General features: G+C 73.2%; 19 protein-coding genes. 9 read left to right on the forward strand and 10 right to left on the reverse strand.

Annotation, left to right across the window (positions count from 1 at the left end):
- The first annotated feature begins 150 nt into the window (after window positions 1-150).
- The 3 genes from AC0B61_RS08075 (at window position 151) to AC0B61_RS08085 (ending at window position 2,154) form a co-directional block, all read left to right on the forward strand.
- Window positions 151-786 carry a class I SAM-dependent methyltransferase gene (locus tag AC0B61_RS08075; protein WP_471739755.1) on the forward strand — a complete coding sequence of 212 codons (636 nt, stop codon included), beginning with the start codon at window positions 151-153 and terminating at the stop codon, window positions 784-786.
- A 304-nt stretch (window positions 787-1,090) separates the two neighbouring features.
- The gene (tatA, locus tag AC0B61_RS08080; RefSeq protein ID WP_471739756.1) at window positions 1,091-1,372 is read left to right on the forward strand and encodes a Sec-independent protein translocase subunit TatA; all 282 of its coding nucleotides are present in this window, start codon (window positions 1,091-1,093) and stop codon (window positions 1,370-1,372) included.
- Window positions 1,373-1,632: 260 nt separating this feature from the next.
- Window positions 1,633-2,154 carry a potassium channel family protein gene (locus tag AC0B61_RS08085; RefSeq protein WP_471739757.1) on the forward strand — a complete coding sequence of 174 codons (522 nt, stop codon included), beginning with the start codon at window positions 1,633-1,635 and terminating at the stop codon, window positions 2,152-2,154.
- A 294-nt stretch (window positions 2,155-2,448) separates the two neighbouring features.
- Here the strand turns inward: AC0B61_RS08085 and AC0B61_RS08090 are convergent, their stop codons facing one another.
- On the reverse strand, window positions 2,449-3,498 hold the full coding sequence (locus AC0B61_RS08090; protein ID WP_471739758.1) for a fatty acid desaturase family protein: 1,050 nt from the start codon (window positions 3,496-3,498) through the stop codon (window positions 2,449-2,451).
- A 347-nt stretch (window positions 3,499-3,845) separates the two neighbouring features.
- Between AC0B61_RS08090 and AC0B61_RS08095 the strand changes: the two genes are divergently transcribed.
- The gene (locus AC0B61_RS08095) at window positions 3,846-6,665 is read left to right on the forward strand and encodes a PKD domain-containing protein (protein ID WP_471739759.1); all 2,820 of its coding nucleotides are present in this window, start codon (window positions 3,846-3,848) and stop codon (window positions 6,663-6,665) included.
- A 95-nt stretch (window positions 6,666-6,760) separates the two neighbouring features.
- On the opposite strand, the gene AC0B61_RS08100 is transcribed toward AC0B61_RS08095, so the two are convergent.
- The gene (locus tag AC0B61_RS08100; RefSeq protein WP_471739760.1) at window positions 6,761-7,552 is read right to left on the reverse strand and encodes a hypothetical protein; all 792 of its coding nucleotides are present in this window, start codon (window positions 7,550-7,552) and stop codon (window positions 6,761-6,763) included.
- A gap of 428 nt (window positions 7,553-7,980) precedes the next feature.
- On the opposite strand from AC0B61_RS08100, the gene AC0B61_RS08105 reads away from it, so the two are divergent.
- Entirely contained in the window at window positions 7,981-10,482 is a 2,502-nt protein-coding gene (locus tag AC0B61_RS08105) for a helicase-associated domain-containing protein (RefSeq protein ID WP_471739761.1), read from the forward strand.
- 68 nt (window positions 10,483-10,550) lie between these two features.
- Here the strand turns inward: AC0B61_RS08105 and AC0B61_RS08110 are convergent, their stop codons facing one another.
- Window positions 10,551-10,802 carry a hypothetical protein gene (locus AC0B61_RS08110; RefSeq protein ID WP_471739762.1) on the reverse strand — a complete coding sequence of 84 codons (252 nt, stop codon included), beginning with the start codon at window positions 10,800-10,802 and terminating at the stop codon, window positions 10,551-10,553.
- Window positions 10,803-10,905: 103 nt separating this feature from the next.
- Between AC0B61_RS08110 and AC0B61_RS08115 the strand changes: the two genes are divergently transcribed.
- Window positions 10,906-11,310 carry a hypothetical protein gene (locus AC0B61_RS08115; protein ID WP_471739763.1) on the forward strand — a complete coding sequence of 135 codons (405 nt, stop codon included), beginning with the start codon at window positions 10,906-10,908 and terminating at the stop codon, window positions 11,308-11,310.
- A 160-nt stretch (window positions 11,311-11,470) separates the two neighbouring features.
- A complete protein-coding gene (locus tag AC0B61_RS08120; protein WP_471739764.1) occupies window positions 11,471-13,108 on the forward strand; it encodes a DNA repair helicase XPB in 1,638 nt (545 codons plus the stop codon).
- A gap of 70 nt (window positions 13,109-13,178) precedes the next feature.
- Here AC0B61_RS08120 and AC0B61_RS08125 read toward each other — a convergent pair whose 3' ends face one another.
- On the reverse strand, window positions 13,179-13,340 hold the full coding sequence (locus AC0B61_RS08125) for a hypothetical protein (RefSeq protein WP_471739765.1): 162 nt from the start codon (window positions 13,338-13,340) through the stop codon (window positions 13,179-13,181).
- A 300-nt stretch (window positions 13,341-13,640) separates the two neighbouring features.
- On the opposite strand from AC0B61_RS08125, the gene AC0B61_RS08130 reads away from it, so the two are divergent.
- Window positions 13,641-15,728 (forward strand): HelD family protein, encoded by a 2,088-nt coding sequence (locus AC0B61_RS08130; RefSeq protein ID WP_471739804.1) that lies wholly within the window; start codon window positions 13,641-13,643, stop codon window positions 15,726-15,728.
- Window positions 15,729-15,824: 96 nt separating this feature from the next.
- Here the strand turns inward: AC0B61_RS08130 and AC0B61_RS08135 are convergent, their stop codons facing one another.
- From AC0B61_RS08135 to AC0B61_RS08145, 3 genes are all read right to left on the reverse strand, one after another.
- On the reverse strand, window positions 15,825-16,511 hold the full coding sequence (locus AC0B61_RS08135; protein ID WP_471739766.1) for a copper homeostasis protein CutC: 687 nt from the start codon (window positions 16,509-16,511) through the stop codon (window positions 15,825-15,827).
- A 77-nt stretch (window positions 16,512-16,588) separates the two neighbouring features.
- On the reverse strand, window positions 16,589-17,548 hold the full coding sequence (locus tag AC0B61_RS08140) for a hypothetical protein (protein ID WP_471739767.1): 960 nt from the start codon (window positions 17,546-17,548) through the stop codon (window positions 16,589-16,591).
- Window positions 17,545-17,928: a PadR family transcriptional regulator gene (locus AC0B61_RS08145; RefSeq protein WP_471739768.1), complete on the reverse strand. Its 384-nt coding sequence runs from the start codon at window positions 17,926-17,928 to the stop codon at window positions 17,545-17,547. The genes AC0B61_RS08140 and AC0B61_RS08145 overlap by 4 nt, the downstream gene beginning before the upstream one ends.
- 64 nt (window positions 17,929-17,992) lie before the next feature.
- Here AC0B61_RS08145 and AC0B61_RS08150 point away from each other — a divergent pair, with 64 nt between their 5' ends.
- Window positions 17,993-18,649 carry an HD domain-containing protein gene (locus tag AC0B61_RS08150; protein ID WP_471739769.1) on the forward strand — a complete coding sequence of 219 codons (657 nt, stop codon included), beginning with the start codon at window positions 17,993-17,995 and terminating at the stop codon, window positions 18,647-18,649.
- Here the strand turns inward: AC0B61_RS08150 and AC0B61_RS08155 are convergent.
- From AC0B61_RS08155 to AC0B61_RS08165, 3 genes are all read right to left on the reverse strand, one after another.
- On the reverse strand, window positions 18,646-19,002 hold the full coding sequence (locus tag AC0B61_RS08155) for a hypothetical protein (protein ID WP_471739770.1): 357 nt from the start codon (window positions 19,000-19,002) through the stop codon (window positions 18,646-18,648). The two genes, AC0B61_RS08150 and AC0B61_RS08155, sit on opposite strands and share 4 nt — an antisense overlap.
- 113 nt (window positions 19,003-19,115) lie before the next feature.
- Window positions 19,116-20,738 carry a chaperonin GroEL gene (gene groL / locus AC0B61_RS08160; protein WP_471739771.1) on the reverse strand — a complete coding sequence of 541 codons (1,623 nt, stop codon included), beginning with the start codon at window positions 20,736-20,738 and terminating at the stop codon, window positions 19,116-19,118.
- A gap of 373 nt (window positions 20,739-21,111) precedes the next feature.
- The gene (locus AC0B61_RS08165; protein WP_030235075.1) at window positions 21,112-21,318 is read right to left on the reverse strand and encodes a cold-shock protein; all 207 of its coding nucleotides are present in this window, start codon (window positions 21,316-21,318) and stop codon (window positions 21,112-21,114) included.
- Window positions 21,319-21,661 lie beyond the last annotated feature (343 nt).

The following is a 21,661-nucleotide window of genomic DNA, read 5'->3' on the forward strand; positions in this document are numbered from 1 at the left end:
CCCGATCCACGCGAGTCATCGAGAGCCCCCGTCCGCCGGCCGGGGGTTCTCCGCCGTATGCGGCTAACCGGGGCACCGGGGAGCCCGGAGAGACCGGGGACGTCGGAGAAACCGAGGTGCCCGGACGGCCCGGCGTGCCAGGGTGGCGGCATGGGTGCTGATCGGACGCGGGTACGCGGGAGTTACGACACGGTGGCGGCGGAGTACCTGGGGCGGATCGGGGGTGAGCTGGCGCACAAGGCGGTGGACCGGGCACTGCTGGGAGTGGTCCTGGAGGAGGCGGCCGGCGGGGTGGTGGCCGACCTGGGGTGCGGGCCCGGGCACGTGGCGGGGTGGCTGGCCGGGCGCGGCGCCGAGGTGGTCGGGATCGACCTCTCGCCGCGGATGGTCGAACTCGCCGGGCGCGAGCAGCCGAAGGCCGCGTTCCGCACCGGGGACCTGCTGGCGCTGCCCGCCGCCGACGGGGAGTTCGCGGCCGCCGTGGCGCTGTACTCGGTGATCCACCTGGAGCCGGACGAGCTGGCGCCCGCGTTCGCCGAGATGCGGCGGGTACTGCGGCCCGGCGGGGTGCTGCTGGTCTCCTTCCACCTGGGTGCCGAGGTGCGGCGACTGGAGGAGTGGTGGGGCCACCCGGTGGACCTGGACTTCCACTTCCTGGCGGCCGACACCGTCGCCGCCCGCCTCACCGGGGCCGGCTTCACCGTCGAGGCGCGGATGGAGCGCGAGGGCCTGCCCGAGGAGGCCCCCACCCGGCGCGGGTACCTGCTGGCGCGGCGCACGGAGTGACGTCCACCCGGGGTGGACGGTGGCGCTTCCACCTCCGGGTCCGTGTGCGGGCGGGCCGCCGGGAGGACCGTGGAGGCGTCCCCTCCGACCGCCGGGAGCCAGCGGGCGGCGGATACGGGATCCCGCCCCCCGCTACCCGGGTTCGCCGACCGGCTCCTCGCTCGCGCTCCGCTCGAACGGCACCCGGTTTTTGGCCAGCGTTTCCCGACTGGTGTATCCGTTCACGGTGAGGGCCAGGCATACTGGCCAGCACGGGCGGTAGCGCCCGCCACGACACTAGACAAGAAGGGACCGGTGGCCAGGGATGCTGCGGAACGGTCTTGAGCCCTGGCACATTCTCGTCGTGCTGGCGATCGTAGTGCTGCTGTTCGGTTCGAAGAAGCTGCCGGAGATGGCACGCGGCCTCGGCAAGTCGATGCGCATCCTGAAGGCCGAGACGAAGGCCATGCGCGAGGACGACACCCCGGCGGACACCGGCACCGCGCAGAGCACCGCCGCCCCCCAGCAGGACGCCGACCGCCCGGCCGTCACGCCGACCAACGTGACCAAGGCCACCGAGACGAAGCGGCCCGAGTCGACCACCTGAGTCTCCCGTTCGTCCGGAAAGCCCCTGGTGAGCCACCAGGGGCTTTCCGCTGTTCCGGGGCCGCTCAGGGGCCGCTGAGGGGCCACCGCCCGGTGTCCGGCGCCGACGGTGGAGACGCCCGTCTCGAACCAGGTGACGGGCCGAGGAGCCCGCACCGGGTGCGGCTCGCGGTGCCGGCGATCCAGCGGGGGCTCGCCTGAGGCACCCGGTCGGAGCAGGCAGGCGGGCGCGGGGCTGGGCGGTGGATGAGGCTGGGCGAGATGTCCGAGAACCCGCCCCCACCCGCCGACCTGAGGGCCTGGTCCTGGCTGCTGGGCGCGTTCACACTGCTGATGGTCGGGTACTTCACGCTGCCGCTGGAGTGGTTCGGCGAGCGCCGGCCGGTGCTGAGCTGGTTCGGCTTCGCCGGGGCGCTGGCTGCGCTGACCTGGCTGATGCTGGCCAAGATCGTCGGGCTGATGCGGGGGACGGCCAAGCGGCCGGTGGCCTGGCTGGTGTTCCTGATCGCGCTGGCGCTGACCATCTTCGCGGCCACGTACTACGTGCTGGGCTCGCACAAGCCGGAGTTCGCCGGGCTGGAGACCCGGCTGGACGCGCTGTACTTCACGGTCGTGACGATGGCGACCGTCGGGTACGGGGACATCACGCCGGCGGGTCAGACGGCGCGGTTCGTGGTGGTGCTGCAGATCGGGTACAACTTCGTGTTCCTGGCGGCGGCGGCCGGAACGGCGTCCCGGGCGGTCCGCAGCAATGTGGAGCAGAGGATCCGGGGGAAGGACTGACCGGCACGGCGAGCCTGTGCACGCCACCCGCCGCGCCTACCGGTCGGTCAGCCGTCCTCGTCCGGCGGACGGGGCGGCGGGGTCGCGCGGAGGGCCAGATCAGGCCGAACATCCTGCCCCGCTCCTGGACTTCGGCCAGGAGGGTGCGGATGTGCTGGTCGGTGTAGTGCCGGATCCGGGGGTCGGTCGGCTTCATGGGGTGGCGGGACAATCCGGTGCCCGGCCGGGGGTGAGGGCATCAATCGGAGTGGGAAGTCGGCCGCGCCGACTTCCCACTCCGGCAACGCCCGCGTCTCACTCGCCGGAGCGGATCGGCTCGCCCGTCCGGTGCAGGTGGGCGAAGATCTCGCGGTACGAACGGAGCAGGCCCGTCTCGTAGTACGGGATGCCCTGCTCCGCGCAGAACTCCCGGGTGATCCGGGCGGCCCGCCCCAGGGCCGGGGTCGGCATGCTGGGGAAGAGGTGGTGCTCCACCTGGTAGTTGAGGCCGCCCATCATCGAGTCGATGACCGCGCCGCCGCGCACGTTGCGCGAGGTGAGCACCTGGCGGCGCAGGAAGTCGAGCTTCATCTCCGGCGTCACCATCAGCATGCCCTTGTGGTTCGGGGCGAAGACGGAGCCCAGGTACACGCCGAGCAGCGCCTGGTGCACGGCGAAGAAGGCGATCGCCTTGCCCGCCGGGAGCGCGGCGAAGATCAGGCCGAAGTAGGCCGCGAAGTGGACGACCAGCAGGGTGCCTTCCAGCACCGGGCGCTTCATCATGGGGCTGCGCAGCGCGCGGAAGCTGTTGAAGCTGAGGTTGAGGCCTTCCAGGAGGAGCAGCGGGACGAACAGGTACGCCTGCCGGCGGCCGATGAACCGGGCGAGGCCGCTCGCCTGCCGGGCCTGCCGCTTGGACCACACGACGAGGTCGGGGGCGACGTCGGGATCCCGCTCCTCGTGGTTCGGGTTGGCGTGGTGGCGGGTGTGCTTGTTCATCCACCAGCCGTAGCTCATGCCCATCAGCAGGTTGGCGGCGATCCGGCCGCCGATCTCGCTCGGCACGCGCCGGCTGAACACCTGACGGTGCGCGAGGTCGTGGGAGAGCAGGGCGACCTGGGTGAAGACGACGGACATCGCCGCCGCCACGCCGAGCTGCCACCAGGTGTCGCCGAGCGCGAACAGGGCGTACCAGCCGCCGAGGAACGCGGCGAGCACCAGGGCCATCCGGGCGGTGTAGTAGCCGGGCCGCCGGTCGAGCAGGCCTTCGTCGGCGATCCGGCGGCTCAACTGGGCGAAGTCGCTGCCGCCGCTCGCCGCCTTGGGGGCGGGGACTGCGGTCATCGTCACGGGCTGTGTGGGCATGCCTCGATTCTGATGCACCCGGGCGGCCCGAGGAACCGGGAAAGCACCATTGCCGTACGGGTGTTAACCCCCGGCCGCGGGCGGGGGCGGGCTCCGCGTGGCAGCGCTCGTCCAACGGGGGTTCGTCCCGGGTTGGACCTCACAGCTCATTCCTGCGGCCAGGCGCCGCACGCCTGGCGCGACTTTGCCGACAATCCAGACAACGCCGACAACGCCGATCATCCGGGCGCTCAGCCCGGTGCTCGCGTGACAAGTTCGACGGCGGTCGGACAAGATGCCTCCCGCGCCACTCTGCCAGGTGCGCGCGACGACCCGTCACGGGCCACCCCCCTCGGAGGAATCCACTCATGAACGTCGGAAGGCTCGCCTCGCTGGCGGGCACTTCGGCCCTGCTCACCGCAGTCGTCCTGCCCGTGCCGTTCGCGGCCGCGGCGGACGCCCCCGGCGACCGGCTCTACGTCGACAATTCGGTTGCCTGCTCGGACACCGGCCCCGCCTCCGCGGCCGTGCCGCTCTGCACCATCTCCGCAGCCGCGAGGATCGTCCGGCCGGGCCAGACGGTGGTTGTCCGGAACGACCGGTCCTATTCGGAGTCGGTGCTGATCAACCGCTCGGGCACGCCCGACAAGCCGATCACCTTCACCACCGGCACCACGGACGACCCGGCTGCCGAAGGCTTCGGGGCCTCCGTCCAGTCGACCAGCGGCCCCGCGTTCACCGTCAAGGGAGCCACCGACGTCGTCATCCACGGCTTCGCCGCCCACTCCCAGGTCTCCCCGGTCGTGGTCGCCGATTCGTCCCGCGTCACGATCGACCACCTGCGCGTGGCTCGGGCCTTCGGGGACGATCCGGAGATCCACGTCACCGGCGCGAGCGACCACGTGACCGTGAGCCGCAACTCCGTCTTCGGCGCGCATACGGCCGCCGTCCAGGTCGAGGCCGGCGTCCGCGGCACGGTGGTGTCGACCAACTACATCACCGAATCCGCGGCCGACGGAATCGTCCTGGGCGACGCCCCCGGCTCGGTGGTGACGTCCAACTCCGTGCTCAACGGCTGCGGTTCGGGCATCCGGCTGAACGGCGCCGCCACCGGCTCCAGCATCCGCAACAACGTCGTCACCGGCAGCGCGTCCGCGTGCACCGGCGTGGCGGCCGCCCCGGCCGTCCAGGTGGCCCCGGGGGCGGTACCGGGCACCAGCCTGGACTACAACCTCGTCAACCCCGGCGCGGTGGACGGCCGCGTCCCGTACCTCTGGAACGGCCGGTCCTACCCCGGCCCCGCCGAGCTGCACACCGCCACCGGCCAGGGCGCGCACGACCTCGCGGGCGACCCGCGCATCAGCGACGGGCCCGACCAGGGATCCCCCGCCATCGACTCCGCCGATGCCGCCGCGCCGGGCGTCCTCCCCACCGACTACTACGGCAACAGCCCGTCCGATGACCCGGGCGCCGCCAACACCGGTACGGTCAGCGGCATCCGCGACCGGGGGGCGGTCGAACGCCAGGCCGTCACGCGCCAGGCGGTCCTCGTCACCGGCGAAACCGGCCCCTACCCGAGGCCGGTGACCGCCAAGGCCACCCTCACCCGGAACTGGCCGGCCGCCCTCTCCTACAGCTTCGACTTCGGCGACGGCACGGCTCCCACCGTCACCACCCAGCCGACCGCCGACCACACCTACGCCCGGGCCGGGACGTTCACCACCAGGCTGACGGTGACCACCCCCGAAGGGCTCACCTACCGCGCCGTCGAGGACGGCGGGATCGTGGTGGCCGAGCCCGCACCGCCCAAGGCGTCGTTCACGGTGAAGCCGTGCCCGGCCTCGGCGGTCTGCGGTCCGCTCTCCTACGAGTTCGACACCTCCGGCTCCACCAGTTCCTGGAACGTCGACAAGGCGCGGCTCGACTTCGGCGACGGCAGCGGCACCGACCTCACCTACCTGTCGAACTCCGTCCGGCACGACTTCCCCCACCCGGGCGAGTACACGGTCACCCTCACGTTCACCAACCGCGGCGGTGAGCAGGCCGTCGTCTCCCAGCGGGTGACCGTGAGCACCCGGCCCGCCGGTTTCGACGGCTACGGTGCCCAGCGGGCCCTGGACACCCGGCAGGCGAGCTACGGCACGCCCAAGCTCGGCCCCGGGCAGAAGCTCACCATCGACCTCAAGGACCAGCACTGGCCGGTCAGCCAGGACGCGACCGCGATCGTCGTCAACGTCACCGCGGTCAACGCCGACGGGCAGGGCTTCCTGAGCCTCGGCCCGAACGACCGGGCCCGACCGGAGAGCTCCAGCCTCAACTACGTCCCGGGGGCGGCCGTCCCCAACCTGGTCACCGTCCCGGTGGGCAACGACTTCAAGATCGCCGTCTGGAACGCCGACTCCGGCGCGGCGGTCGACCTCGTGATCGACATCCAGGGCGAGTACACGCCGCGCGGCAAGGACCTGTACGCGCCGCTCCAGCCGAAGCGCATCCTGGACTCCCGGGACGGCACCGGCGTCCCGGCCGGCCGGATCAGCTCGCTGTGCGCCACCCCCTGGCCGGTGCCGGTGACCGCGCTCCAGGTCCGCGGCGTCAACGGCGTCCCGGCCGACGCGACCAGCGTCGTCCTCAACGTCACCGCCACCGAGCCCGACCAGGACGGCAACCTGACCGTGGGCAACGGTTCGGCGCTGTACAGCTCGAACCTCAACTTCAAGGCCGGTCAGACCACGTCCAACCAGGTCATCGCCAAGATCGCGGACGACGGCACCGTCCGGATCTGCAACAACGCGGGCAGCCTGCACGTCCTCGCCGACATCTTCGGCTACTACGGCCCCAGCGGTCAGCACCTGTTCGTCGCCACCGACCCGACCCGCCTGCTCGACACCCGCGTCAGCCCGGGCAAGCTCGGCCCGTACAGCAGCCTCCCGATCGGCGGGCTGCCCGCCGGTGCGACCGGCGCCGTCCTCAACGTCACCGCCACGGAGCCCACCGCAGACGGCTTCCTCGCCGTCTACCCGGGCGGCACCGCGCGGCCCGACGTCTCCAACGTGAACTTCGCCGCCGACCAGACCGTCGCCACCCACGCCATCGTCCCGGTCGGCAGCGACGGCACCGTCAACCTCTACAACCACAACGGCAGCACGCACGCCGTCGTGGACAGCTCCGGCTACTTCGTCCACAAGTAGACGGCGGACAACGGAAAACGGAACCGGACAACGGATAACGGACAACGAAGAAGCATTACGCCGGGGCCGCCCAGGTCCCGCGCCCGCCGCCCGCCTCAGCCCTGCTGCGGCGGGCGGCGGCGCATGGCGATCAGCAGCAGGACCACCGCGGAGGCCACCGCCGACAGCCGCAGCACGTTGGGGGCCGACGACCAGCTGATCTGCCCCAGCGGGGAGCCGGACTGCAGGCCGCCGCCGCCCTGGCCGCCACCCGGCTTGGCCTGCCGCATGGCGTACAGGGTGCTCCCGCTCATGGTGATCAGCGGGATCCCGAGGATCACGAACTTGCGCATCAGGTCGGAGAGTTGGCGGGAGAGGTAGCCGAGGCCCCAACCGGCCAGCATGGCCGGGAAGAAGCCGCTGACGGCGCCGCCGACCAGCAGTGTGCTGGAGAGCAGGATCAGCGGGGACGGTCTGCGGGCACCCCCGCCCTGGCCTCCGCCTTTGCCCTTCCTCGCGGCCGACGCCTTGCCCCCGGCAGGCCCACCCGCGGCAGCGGCGGCGGCAGCGGCAGCCGCCTCGGCGGCCGCCCTGGCCTTGGCCTTCCTCAGCCTCGGCCGCATCGGCTTCTTCGACGGCTTCGCCGGCTTCGACAACTCCGGCTGCGTGGGCACCCCGGCAGCCCCCGGCTCCGCCCCGGCCTCCTCCGCCGTTCGCTGCTCGGGGATCGGCTTCGGCGCGGGCTCCGGCCCGTCCGAGAAGTCGAACACCGTCATGGTCCACGGGCCGGTGCTGCTCACCGTGGGCGGCGGGATCGCGGAGGCCCGGGCCTCCTCGTCGACGGCGTCCGGCGGGTACAGCGGGACGGACGGGATCCCGGCGGCACTCGGCGCCGGCGGGTCGTACACGCTGTCAGGGTCCGCGCCCGGCCCGGCCGGGGCATCCCCGGTGTCTGCGGGCACAGACGCCCCCGTTCCGGCCCCGTCCCGCCCGGCGTCAACCTGCCCGGCGCCACCCCGCCCGGCGGGCTCCTGCGCGGCGCCGCCCGAACGCTCGCTCCACGGCCCGCTCTTGCGCCACCACTCGCCGTCCGTCATCACCGACACCCCGCCTCGCCCGTACCCGGGCGCCGCCCACCGAACCGCCCTCGGCGTGACGCTACCCACCAGGCCCCCGCCCACGCGAGTCCACCGGCCCGGCGGGAGCGTACGAGCCGCCCAGAGCCGCCGGAGCCATACGAGCCGTACAAAGCCACCCGAGCCACCAGAGCCGCCCGAGCCGCCCGGGCCGCCGGAGGGACACCCTCCCGTCCGCCCACCCGACTAACCTAGGTCGAATGACCACACAGCAGGGCCACCAACGCCGGGGCAGGTCCGCCACCGGCCCGCGCACCCTCGCCGAGGAGCTGCGCGCCCGTCCCGACGACGGGCTCGCGGCCCTGCTCCGTTCCCGCCCCGACCTGCTGAACCCGGTCCCCGGCGACCTCACGCAGCTGTCCGCCCGGCTCTCGTCGCGCGCCTCGGCGCTGCGCGCCCTGGAGCGGCTCGACCGGTTCACCCTCCAGGTCGCCGAGGCGTTGGCCACCGCCCCCGACGGCACCTCCACGGCCACCGTCCGCACCCTGCTGACCGGTCCCGCCAAGGTCAGGCCGCACCCCGGCGCCACCCCGCTGGCCCCGGCCGACCGGGCCGCCGTCGCCGCCGAACTGCCCCGCGCGATCGCCACCCTGCGCGACCGGGCGCTGCTGTGGGGCCCGGACAACGGCCTGCGGCTGGTCCTCGCCGTCCGCGAGGCGCTCGCCCCGACCGCCGCCAACCCCGGCCGCACCGGCCTCGGCCCGACCCTCGCCGACGCCACCGTCGGCATGTCCCCGGCCCGGCTGCAGCAGCTGCTCGCCTCCACCGGGCAGCCAGCCACTCCCGACCCGGTCACCGCCGTCGCCGCGCTCACCGCACAGCTCACCGACCGCGCCGCCTGCGCCGCACTGCTCGACACCGCCCCCGAGGCCGCACTGCGGCTGCTGGACCGGCTGGTCTGGGGCCCGCCCACCGGCACCGTCCCGGACGCCACCCGCCCGGTCACCGCCGAGGACGCGCAGAGCCCCGTCGAGTGGCTGCTCGCCCGCGGCCTGCTGCTGCCCACCAGCCCCGGCAGCGTGGTCCTGCCCCGCGAACTCGCCCTGCACCTGCGCGGCGGCCGCAGCCACCGCACCGTCGAGCCGCTGCAGCCCGAGCCCGCGCCCGCCGCCGCCCCGCGCGACCCCCAGGTCGTGGACAGCGCCGCCGCCGGGCAGGCGCACACCGCCGTCAGGACCGTCGAGGACCTGTTGGACGGCTGGGGCCTCACCCCGCCGCTCACCCTGCGCGCCGGCGGCCTCGGCGTCCGCGACCTCAAGCGCGCCGCCCAGGCCTTGGAGACCACCGAGCAGCAGGCCGCCTTCTGGCTCGAACTCGCCTACACCGCCGGGCTGCTGGCCCCCGACGGCGAGGTCGACGAGCGGTGGGCCCCCACCCCGGTGTACGACGCCTGGCTGCACCTGGACACCGCCCGGCGCTGGTCCGTCCTCGCCGCCGCCTGGCTCGCCGCCACCCGCGTCCCCGCCCTCACCGGCACGCCGGACGGCAAGGGCAGGCCGCGCGCCGCCCTCGGCCCCGAACTCGACCGCACCCTCGCCCCGTCCGTCCGCCGCGCCGCCCTCGCCCTGCTCGCCGAACTCCCGCCCGGCACCCCGGCCACCGCCGACGAACTGCTCCCCGCCCTGCGCTGGCAGCGCCCGCTGCGCGGCGGCCCCACCGGCCCGGACGGCCACGAACTGCGCGACGACCTCACCGCCTGGACCCTCGCCGAGGCCGAACTCCTCGGCGTCACCGGCCGCGGCGCCCTCGCCGCCCCCGCCCGCGCCCTGCTCACCGCCGAAGCCGACCCGGCCGAGGTACTCGCCCCGCTGCTCCCCCGGCCGCTCGACCACGTGATCCTCCAGCCGGACCTCACCGCGATCGCCCCCGGCCCGCTGCTCACCCCGCTCGCCCACGCCCTCGCCCTGTGCGCCGACATCGAGTCCAAGGGCGGCGCCACCGTCTACCGCTTCACCCCGGCGTCCGTCCGCCGCGCCCTCGACGCCGGACGCACCGCCGCCGACCTGCGGACCTTCCTGGAGCAGCACAGCCGTACGCCCGTCCCGCAGCCGCTCGCCTACCTGATCGACGACGTCGCCCGCCGGCACGGCATCCTGCGGGTCGGCGCCGCCTCGTCCTACCTGCGCTGCGACGACCCGTCCCTGCTGAACGAGGTGCTCGCCGACCGCCGCTCCGCCGACCTGCGGCTGCGGCTGCTCGCCCCCACCGTGCTCGCCTCCCAGGCCGCCCCTGACGTCCTGCTCGCCACGCTGCGCACGATGGGCTACGCGCCGGCCGCCGAATCCGCCGAGGGCGACGTGCTGATCACCCGCCCGGACAGCCACCGCACCCCGCCCCGGACGGCGCCCGTGCCCGTCCCCGACGGCCCGCCCACCCCCGACGACACGCTCCTCGCCGCCGCCGTCAAGGCGATCCGGGCCGGCGACCGTGCCGCCACCGCCGCCCGCCGCGAGCCCGCGCCCGACCGGCGCCACCTGCCCCGCACCGCGGCCGCCGAGACCCTGGCGGCCCTCCAGACGGCCGTCCTGCTCGGCGAGCGGATGTGGATCGGCTACCTCAACGCCGAGGGCATCGCCAGCCAGCGCATCATCGACCCGGTGAAGGTCGAAGGCGGCTTCGTCACCGCCTTCGACCACCACGCGGACGAACTCCGTACCTTCGCCCTCCACCGCATCACCGGCGTCGCGGAGTTGGACGAGTAAGGACCCCGGTTCCCTACGCCAGCGCCCTACGCCGGCGCCCTGTCTCGGTGCCCTGTCGGTGCCCGGGGTCAGTGCCCCTGCGACTCCTTCATCTTCTCCTTGACCGCCTTGTCCGCCAGGCTGCCGATCTCCCCCTGCCCGATCGGCAGCGAGCCGGCGCCGACCTGGTCGGCGAGCAGGAATCCGGGCGCCGCCAGCAGACCCCCGGGCCCCTCGCCGATGCCCGCGAGGGCGTGGGCGGAGCCGGCCGAGGAGGCGGTGGCGGCGAAGGCCGTGCCCATCAGGGCGAGTGCGGTGAGAACGCGCTTCGACTTCTTCATGACCAGCTCAACGAGCGAGTACGCACCGTGGTCACTCGCCCCGATTGACGGGCCGCGCGCACCGGCGTAGTCCGGGAACAGGGGGTTCCCACGAGGAGGCATCATGCTCGGCGATCGGATAGCGGAGTTGACCGCCACGGAAACCGGCCGACGGGTCCTCGCCACGGTCGGCGGACACCCGGCCCTGGAGCTCTCGATGACCTGCACCGGCCAGTTGCTCGGCCATCAGGTCCGGGAGTTCGTCACCTACGAGACCGAGCTGCGGCCCGACGGCTCGCTGTTCGGCGAGGGCCAGGGCGTCGGCATGACGGACAAGGGCGACACCTACAGCTGGCACGGCAGCGGCATCGGCCACTTCATCGGCGGCGGCGCGGTCAGCTGGCGCGGCAGCATCTACTTCGAGAGCACCTCGGACGTCTTCCTGCGCCTCAACGACCTGGTCGGCCTGTTCGAGTTCGACAACGATCCCCAGGGCAACGGCACGGTCGCCGCGTACGAATGGAAGTAGCCCCCGACAAGTAGCCCCGGCAAGCAGCCCCGGCAAGCAGCCCGGGGAAGCAGCCCGGGGAAGTGCCCCGGAAAACCGTCCTCCCACGTTCACCGCGGAATGCGCGACACTGGAGGGTCTGCGTCAAACCACCCTGTCAGCCAGTGGAGGGCTTTCCCGCGTGAACGACGGACCCCTGATCGTCCAGAGCGACAAAACTCTCCTCCTGGAGATCGACCACCCCAAGGCCGCCGACTGCCGGCGCGCCATCGCCCCGTTCGCCGAGCTGGAGCGGGCGCCCGAGCACGTGCACACGTACCGGGTGACGCCGCTCGGGCTGTGGAACGCGCGGGCCGCCGGGCACGACGCCGAGCAGGTGGTCGACGCCCTGGTGACGTACTCGCGCTACCCGGTGCCGCACGCCCTGCTGGTGGACGTCGCCGACACCATGGGCCGGTACGGCCGGCTCCAGCTGCTCAAGCACCCGACGCACGGGCTGGTGCTCGCCACCACCGACCGCCCGGTGCTGGAGGAGGTGCTGCGCTCCAAGAAGATCGCCCCGCTGGTCGGCACCCGGGTCGACCCCGACACCGTGGTGGTGCACCCCTCCGAGCGCGGGCAGATCAAGCAGGCGCTGCTCAAGCTCGGCTGGCCCGCCGAGGACTTCGCCGGGTACGTGGACGGCGAGGCCCACCCGATCGACCTGGCGGAGGACGGCTGGCAGCTGCGCCCGTACCAGGCGCAGGCCGTCGAGGGCTTCTGGCACGGCGGCTCGGGCGTCGTCGTGCTGCCCTGCGGCGCCGGCAAGACGCTGGTCGGCGCGGCGGCGATGGCGCACGCCAAGTCGACGACGCTGATCCTGGTCACCAACACCGTCTCGGCCCGCCAGTGGAAGCACGAGCTGGTCAAGCGCACCTCGCTCACCGAGGACGAGATCGGCGAGTACAGCGGGACGCGGAAGGAGATCCGCCCGGTCACCATCGCCACCTACCAGGTGATGACCACCAAGCGGAAGGGCGTCTACGCGCACCTGGAGTTGTTCGACGCCCGCAACTGGGGCCTGGTGGTCTACGACGAGGTGCACCTGCTGCCGGCCCCGGTGTTCAAGTTCACCGCCGACCTGCAGGCCCGCCGCCGGCTCGGCCTGACCGCCACGCTGGTCCGCGAGGACGGCCGCGAGGGCGACGTGTTCAGCCTGATCGGTCCCAAGCGCTTCGACGCGCCGTGGAAGGAGATCGAGGCGCAGGGCTACATCGCGCCCGCCGACTGCTGCGAGGTGCGGGTCACCCTGACCGACACCGAGCGGCTCGCCTACGCGACCGCCGAGCCGGAGGAGCGCTACCGCTTCTGCGCCACCACGGCGACCAAGCGGCGGGTGGTGGAGGCGCTGGTCAAGAAGCACGAGAACGACCAGACGCTGATCATCGGCCAGTACATCGACCAGCTGGACGAGCTCGGGGAGGCCCTGGACGCCCCGGTGATCAAGGGTGAGACCAGCAACCCCCAGCGCGAGAAGCTCTTCGAGGCGTTCCGCAACAAGGAGATCGGCGTCCTGGTGGTCTCCAAGGTCGCGAACTTCTCGATCGACCTGCCCGAGGCCACGGTCGCCATCCAGGTCTCCGGGACCTTCGGCTCCCGCCAGGAGGAGGCCCAGCGCCTCGGCCGCGTGCTGCGCCCCAAGGCGGACGGCCATGCGGCCCACTTCTACTCGGTGGTCGCCCGGGACACCGTGGACCAGGACTTCGCCGCCCACCGGCAGCGCTTCCTGGCCGAGCAGGGCTACGCGTACCGCATCATCGACGCGGACGACGTCCTGTAACCCGACGGCGTCCGGTAACCCGACGGCGTCCGGTCAGCAGACGGCTCAGTGGCGGGCACGGCCCGACGGCTCAGTAGCGGACACCGTCGCGCCCGAGGAAGATCACGCGCGCGGCGGTGTCCAGGGCGATGCCGAGGTTGCGGACGGCGGTGCTCAGCGGATTGCGGTGGCGCCCGGGGGCGGCGGTGGCGCCGGCCGGGCCGGTTCGGGGCTCGCGGTTCTGGGTGCTCATGTCTTCCACGGTAGGCACCCGACCGGCCGACGGCATCACTCCAAAGGCCGTACCCGCCGGGCCGGAGCTCGTCCTCCGGGTGTACGGACGCCGCCGGGGCCCCGGTGGGGCCGACCCCGAGACCCCGGTGGGGCCGACCCCGAGACCTGCACGGCTGGAACCCCGAGGCGGACGGGTCTAAGATCGTCCGTCTGCCCCCTCCCGAACCGTGGTACCTGCTGAAGTCCCGCAGGCAGCCGGGGGAGGCGCCGACCGCACGGCAACCGGCCGGCTGACCCCACTGTGAGCTCCATCGATCCGCTGCGCCCGCCACCGGGGCAGCCGGGAAGGTTCGCTGTGCCCGCCACCCCCACCACCGACCCCCTCCAGCGCGAACGCGACCACCTGGCCTCGTCCAGGGCCGCGCTGCGAGCGATGCGCGAGGACGTCGAGTCGCTCGACCTGCGCGACGTGACCGGCACCTGGGTGTCCGCCACCATCCTCCGGAACCAGATCGAGTCCAGGATCGCCGCCCTGGCCGACCTCTCCCACACCCCGCTCTTCTTCGGCCGCCTGGACTACCTGCACGCGGTCAGCGAGGAACTGAGCGAAGGCGGCGGCGGAGAGAGCTTCTACATCGGCCGCCGGCACGTCCACGACGCCGACGGCGACCCGATGGTCATCGACTGGCGCGCGCCGGTCTCCCAGCCGTTCTACCGGGCCAGCCGCACCGAGCCGATGGACGTCGAGCGCCGCCGCCGCTTCGGCTACACCGGCGGCGAGCTCACCGCCTACGAGGACGAGCACCTCACCGACCCCGCGGAGACCGAGACCGCCTCCGCCCTGCTCGCCGCCGAGATCGAGAAGCCCCGTGTCGGCCCGATGCGCGACATCGTGGCCACCATCCAGCCCGAGCAGGACGAGATCGTCCGCGCCGACGTGACGGGCACCATCTGCGTCCAGGGGGCGCCGGGCACCGGCAAGACGGCCGTCGGCCTGCACCGCGTCGCGTACCTGCTGTACGCGCACCGCGAGCGCCTGGCCCGGACCGGCACCCTGGTCATCGGGCCGAACAACGCCTTCCTCTCCTACATCGAGCAGGTGCTCCCGGCCCTCGGCGAGCTGGAGGTCGCCCAGGCCACCGTGCAGCAGCTGGTCGGGCACGTCGAGGTCCGGGGCGAGGACAGCCCGGAGGCGGCCCGGCTGAAGGGCGACGCCCGGATGGCCGAGGTGCTGCGCCGCGCGGTGCGGGCGGGCATCAGGCTGCCCGACGAGCCCTGCGTGGTGGTCCGCGGCTCCCGCCGCTGGCGCGTCCCGGCGTACGAACTCGCCGAGATCATCGAGGAGTTGAAGGGACGCGAGGTCCGCTACGGCGCCGCCAGGGACGCCCTGCCGCAGCGCATCGCGCACACCGTGCTGCTGAAGATGGAGCAGGGCGGCGAGGCCCCGGACGACCGGGTGCAGGACGCGGTGGCCCGCGACCGCGCGGTCAAGGCGGTGGTCAAGGAGTGCTGGCCCGCCGTTGACCCGGCGAAGCTGGTCCTGCGGCTGCTCTCCGAGCCGGAGTTCCTGGCCGCGTGCGCCGAGGGCGTGCTGACGCCCGAGGAGCAGGCGGTGGTGCTGTGGCCCAAGCCCGGCCGCTCGGTGAAGACCGCCCGCTGGACGCCGGCCGACGCCGTCCTGGTGGACGAGGCGACGGACCTGGTGCAGCGCACGCCCTCGCTCGGGCACGTGGTGCTGGACGAGGCGCAGGACCTCTCCCCGATGCAGTACCGCGCGGTCGGCCGCCGCTGCACCACCGGCTCGGCGACCGTCCTCGGCGACCTCGCCCAGGGCACCACCCCGTGGGCGACGGCCAGTTGGCCGGAGGCGCTGCACCACCTGGGCAAGCCGGACGCGCACATCGAGGAGCTGACCAAGGGCTTCCGGGTGCCGGAGGAGGTCATCGGGTACGCCTCCCGGCTGCTCCCCGCGATCGCCCCCGGCCTGGCCCCGGCCGGCTCCGTCCGCGCCATGCCGGGCTCGCTGACGGTCCGCCGCATCGACGACGGGGACGTGACCCGGGCGGTGATCGCCGCCTGCCGGGAGGCGCTGGAACGCGAGGGCTCGACCGGCCTGATCGCCGCCGACGCCCGGATCCCGCTGCTCGCCGAGGCCCTGACCGAGGCCGGCCTGCCGCACCTGAGCCCCGGTGCCGAGACCAGTGCCGAGGCCCGGCTCACCCTCGTCCCGGCCTCGCTGGCCAAGGGCCTGGAGTACGACTACGTGGTGCTGGACGAGCCGGCCGCGGTGATCGCCGGCGAACCGGACGAGCGGACCGGCCTGCGCCGGCTGTACGTCGCGCTGACCCGCGCCGTCTCGGGGCTGACCGTGCTGCACGGCGAGCCGCTGCCCGAGCAACTGCGGTAGCCGGGCGCGGGAGGGTCGGCCCTGCTGGGCAGGACCGGCCCTCCCGGCCGACGCCGGCCCGAACACCCGGCCCGGAAGCGCCCGTTCGGACGGCACTCAGGCGTCGATCAGCGCCCGCCACTCGGCGACCTTGGCCGCGTCCACCGGCGTCCGCCAGCCGTCGGCCCGCACCGCGCCGCCGACGTGGAAGGCGTCGAAGCCCTCCGCGCGCAGCCCCTTCAGGTGCTCGGCCCGCAGGCCGCCGCCGATCAGGATCCGCTGCCGGTACCCGGGCTCGCCGCTGCGGGCCAGCTCGGCGGAGAGCACCTCGCGCCCGGCGTCCACCCCGGCGGCCGCGCCCGAGGTGAGGAAGGTGTCCAGGCCGGGCAGGGCGCCGACGGCGGCCCGCAGGGCGGCCCGGTCGGCGCTGTGGTCGATCGCCCGGTGGAAGGTCCAGCGGCAGCCGGCCACCGCCTCGGTGACGGCCGCGGTGGCGGCCAGGTCGACGGCGCCGTCGGCGTCGAGGAAGCCGAAGACGAACTCCTCGGCGCCTTCGGCCCGCAGCGCGGCGGCCCGGGCGGCGAGGTCGTCCAGGTCGCCGGGGGCGAAGCCGTCCCGGATCCGGAGCATGACGCGCAGCGGGACGCCGACGGCGGCCCGGATCCGGCCGAAGTCCTCGACGGACGGGGTGAGCCCGTCGGCGGCCATGTCGGTGACCAGTTCGAGCCGGTCGGCGCCGCCCGACTCGGCAGCCCGGGCGTCCTGCGGCGTCAACGCGATGACTTCGAAAATTGGTCTAGACATATCAGTAGGTTGCCACACCCGGTCGAGCCCGGCGAGACCGCGCCCCCGTTCCGGTCACGCCGACCCGGGGGCGCCCGTCACACCCGCCCCGACACCATCCCGAAGTTCTCCCGCCGGCCGTACCGGCGCTCCGCCACCGCCACCAGCACCAGCAGAGCCACCACCGGCGCCGCCACCGGCAGCAGGTGCGAGATCCCGCCGGACTCCCGCCAGATGTTGAACAGGCTGCCGGGCCCGGTCAGCACCAGCACCGCCAGCCCCACCGCCGCCGGCCCCATCCGCCCGCGCAAGCCGGCGAAGGCGAGCAGCATCGGGGCGATCAGCATCACCACGAACCACTGACGGTCCAGCGGGAAGGTCGTGTCGTCCCAGTTCTGGACCGCCTCCAGCAGTCCGCCGGCGGCCATCGAGGCCAGCACCAGTCCACCCGTCCGCAGGCCGGGCCGCGGCAGCAGGTCGGTCGGCGCCGCGATCAGCAGGAGCCCGGCCACCACGAACGGCAGCGAGGCCATCCCGACGTAGCCGACCCACCAGACGTCGAGCCCGGACGTCTGCCAGGCGGCGTCGCCCAGGTCGTACAGGCCGACGGCGCCCAGGAGCAGCGCGGTGACCCGAACGGCCGTCCACCGCCCCAGCAGGGCCGCCACCCCGAGCAGCAGCGCGGCCACCGGCGGGCCGAAGGCACGGACGTGGTTCCCGAACGAGTCGTCCCAGGCCAGCCATCTGGTGGTCCGTTCCAGGGTGGCCACCCAGGGCACCATGGTGGCCCCGACCACCGCACCGGCGATCATCGGCGCCACCAGCGCGAGCAGCCGTCCGGCCGCCGACCCGCCGGTCAGCCCGAGCCGCACCCGCAGCCCGTACACCGCCAGGCCGAGCACCTCCCGGCCGACCGCCGCGCGACCGCCGGCGGCCGTCGTGTCGGCGAACACCTCGGCCAGTTCCTCACCGCGCTCACGGCGGTACTGCGCCGGGTAGAGCTGCAACGCGGCCCGCAGCACCGCCGAGGGCGCGGGACCGATCACCGGCATGGTCATGAGAGTCCTCCTCCCGCGGCGGGCCGCCCCTGCGACCCGGCCTTCCCCGGCAGCATCGACCGGATCTTCGTGAGCCGGCGCTCGGCCTCGGTGGCGACCGCTCGCAGGCGCTCGGCCTCGGCGGCCAGCGCGCCCCGTCCGGCGTCGGTCAGTGCGTAGGTGCGCCGGGCCCGCCCGTCCACCACTTCCTCGGCGGCGACCTCGATCAGGCCCTGGCCGAGCAGCCGGTCGAGCGCGCCGTACAGCGTGCCGGTGCGCATCTTGACCCGGCCGTCGGAGATCGTGGCGATCTCCTGGATGAGTGCGTAGCCGTGCCTGGGGGCGTCGGCCAGTGCGGTGAGCAGAAGCAGCGTCGGCTCCTGCATGGAGCGTTCTGTCATGCGTCTACATATATCGTCGAACGGCACATCACGTCCACCGGAACGACCCGACACAATGACGGTCATGCCGACCACCGAGGACGACCTGCTCGCCGCCTGGACCGCCCTGCTGCCCCGCTGCGGCGCCACCACCGACCCCGCACCGTACGGCCGTGAGCTGCTGCGCCGCTGGTCCGAGCCGCAGCGCCGCTACCACACCCCCGAGCACCTGCGCGCGGTCCTGCGCCACGTCGACGACCTCGCCGGGCACGCCGCCGACCCGGACACCGTCCGCCTCGCGGCCTGGTTCCACGACGCCGTCTACCGCCCCGACCGCACCGAGAACGAGGAGCGCAGCGCCGCCCTGGCCGTCCGCGCGCTCACCGACGCCGGGCTGCCCGCCGCCCGCGTCGCCGAGGTCGAACGGCTGGTGCTGCTCACCGTCACCCACGACCCGGCACCGGGCGACCGCGACGGCGAAGTGCTCTGCGACGCCGACCTCGCCGTCCTCGGCGGCGCCCCCGAGGCGTACGCGGCGTACGCGGCCGCCGTCCGGGAGGAGTACGGCTTCGTCCCCGAGCCGGACTTCACGGCGGGCCGGGCCGCCGTCCTGCGCCAGCTGCTCGCGCTCCCGGCCCTCTACCGCACCCCGGCCGCCCGCGAGCGCTTCACCGGAGCCGCCCGCGCCAATCTCACGGCGGAACTCGAACGACTCGACGGACGCGACGGGCTCGGAAGCTAGGCCAGCTTCCCCACCGGCGCCACCGCCGTGCCCTGCTTGCCGCACACCCAGTGCGGCTCCGGCCCCAGCTCCGGCTCCACGCTCAGCGCGTGCGGATCCCCGTCGGCCGCGCAGCCGGTGCACAGCGGCCAGCGGCCGTACGCCTCCAGCAGCGCGTCCTGGACGTCCTGCGCGACGAGCCCGAGCACGTAGTCGGTGCCGTCCGGCCACTGCTCCAGCCACCAGCGGCGGTGCGTCACCGCCTGCTCGACCAGCGAGACGACGGCGGCGTCCGCCACGTCCCGCGCGGTGAGGTCGGCCAGGATCAGGGCCCGCGCGTTGTGCAGGGCGGTCTCGATGTCGTCGGAAGCCATCCGCCCATCTTCTCGCGAAACACCGACGGCCCGGAAACGCCGTGTGGGCGGCTCCCCGAAGGGAACCGCCCACACGGACGAGGAACCGACCGATCCGATCGAAGCGATCAGGATCAGAAGTCCATGTCACCGCCCGGCATGCCGCCGCCGGCGGCCGCGGCGGCCTTCTCCGGCTTGTCGGCGATGACGGCCTCGGTGGTGAGGAACAGCGCCGCGATGGAGGCGGCGTTCTGCAGCGCGGAGCGGGTGACCTTGGCCGGGTCGATGATGCCCTCGGCGATCAGGTCGACGTAGGTGTTGGTGGCCGCGTTCAGGCCGTGACCGGCGGGGAGGTTGCGCACCTTCTCCACCACGACGCCGCCCTCGAGGCCGGCGTTGGTCGCGATCTGCTTGATCGGGGCCTCCAGGGCCACGCGGACGATGTTGGCACCGGTGGCCTCGTCGCCCTCGAGCTCCAGCTTGTCGAACGCGACGCTGGCCTGCAGCAGGGCGACGCCGCCACCGGCGACGATGCCCTCCTCGACAGCTGCCTTGGCGTTGCGGACGGCGTCCTCGATGCGGTGCTTGCGCTCCTTGAGCTCCACCTCGGTGGCCGCGCCGGCCTTGATGACGGCCACGCCGCCGGCCAGCTTGGCGAGGCGCTCCTGGAGCTTCTCGCGGTCGTAGTCCGAGTCGCTGTTCTCGATCTCGGCGCGGATCTGGTTCACGCGGCCCGCGACCTGCTCGCTGTCGCCGCCACCGTCGACGATGGTGGTCTCGTCCTTGGTGATGACCACCTTGCGGGCGGTGCCCAGCAGGTCGATGCCGGCGTTCTCGAGCTTGAGGCCGACCTCCTCGGAGATCACGGTGCCACCGGTGAGGATGGCGATGTCGCCGAGCATGGCCTTGCGGCGGTCGCCGAAGCCCGGGGCCTTGACGGCGACGGACTTGAAGGTGCCGCGGATCTTGTTCACGACCAGGGTCGACAGGGCCTCGCCCTCGACGTCCTCGGCGATGATGACGAGCGGCTTGCCGCTCTGCATGACCTTCTCCAGCAGCGGGAGCAGGTCCTTGACCGAGCCGATCTTGGAGTTGGCGATGAGGATGTACGGGTCCTCGAACGTCGCCTCCATCCGCTCCAGGTCGGTGGCGAAGTAGGCGGAGATGTAGCCCTTGTCGAAGCGCATGCCCTCGGTGAGCTCGAGCTCCAGACCGAAGGTGTTGCTCTCCTCGACGGTGATGACGCCTTCCTTGCCGACCTTGTCCATGGCCTCGGCGATCAGCTCGCCGATCTGGGTGTCGGCGGCGGAGATGGAGGCGGTGGAGGCGATCTGCTCCTTGGTCTCCACGTCCTTGGCCTGGGCCAGCAGCTGGTCCGAGACGGCGGCGACGGCCTTCTCGATGCCGCGCTTCAGGGCCATCGGGTTGGCACCGGCGGCGACGTTGCGCAGACCCTCGCGCACCAGGGCCTGGGCCAGCACGGTGGCGGTGGTGGTGCCGTCGCCCGCGACGTCGTCCGTCTTCTTGGCGACCTCCTTGACGAGCTCCGCACCGATCTTCTCGTACGGGTCCTCGAGCTCGATCTCCTTGGCGATGGAGACACCGTCGTTGGTGATCGTGGGGGCGCCCCACTTCTTCTCCAGCACGACGTTGCGGCCCTTGGGGCCGAGCGTGACCTTCACCGCGTCGGCGAGCTGGTTCATGCCACGCTCAAGGCCGCGGCGAGCTTCCTCATCAAAGGCGATGATCTTGGCCATCAGAAGTGGTCCTCCGGGACACGGTCGACTGCTCGGACCAAGGGGTGCCCGCGACGGACGGCCCTGGTGTGCGGGGGTCTTTTCCCCTACCGCTCCCGGGGGCCTCACCGACCCGGTCCGCTGTCACTCTCACGCTGTGAGTGCTAACGCCAATGATTAGCACTCACGGTGGTCGAGTGCAAGCCCCACGGGCGACCCGCGAGCCGCCACACGGCCGCCCGGGCGCACCCGGAAGCGCCCGGAAACAGTCGGGAATGGTCGGAAGCGGCCAGGGAACGCCGACGGGCCCGTACGACGCGTGTCGCACGGGCCCGTCGAGAAGCGAGTGGTCACCAGCCGTGGGGCCGCGCCGAGCTCCTGGGGTCGGAAGGGGTCAGCCCGCCGCGGCGCGGACCATGTCCGCCTGCGGGCCCTTCTGTCCCTGGGAGATCTCGAACTCGACCCGCTGGCCCTCCTCGAGGGTGCGGTAGCCGTCCATCTGGATCGCGCTGTAGTGGACGAAGACGTCCGCACCACCGTCGACCGCGATGAAGCCGTAGCCCTTCTCCGCGTTGAACCACTTGACGGTGCCCTGAGCCATTCCGAACTCCCCTAGTGCTGTGCTGGCCCTTCACGTGCCCGCAGGTCGCGGGCCCGGGTTGGTTTGAAGGCCGGCCCGGGGAACCCCCCCTGGGCGCAGCCGTGCACGCCGCAACCGTCCGCACGGAACGCCCAACGGCCTCCGGTGAGCGGGTGGTTGCGTCGACCGCCGCTGAATGTATCCGGATCGACGCCCTCTGCAACAGGGTCAGCCGCCGGTCTTTCCGTTGCCACGCCAAGGGACAGGGCGTACCGAATCGGGAAGTTCTCGGCATTCCACGCCGGGCATAGCGGACGAATTACCCAAATGCCTGCAGGAATTCTGACATCTGCCTGACATGTTT

This window comes from Kitasatospora sp. NPDC023385 (genome assembly GCF_055664045.1).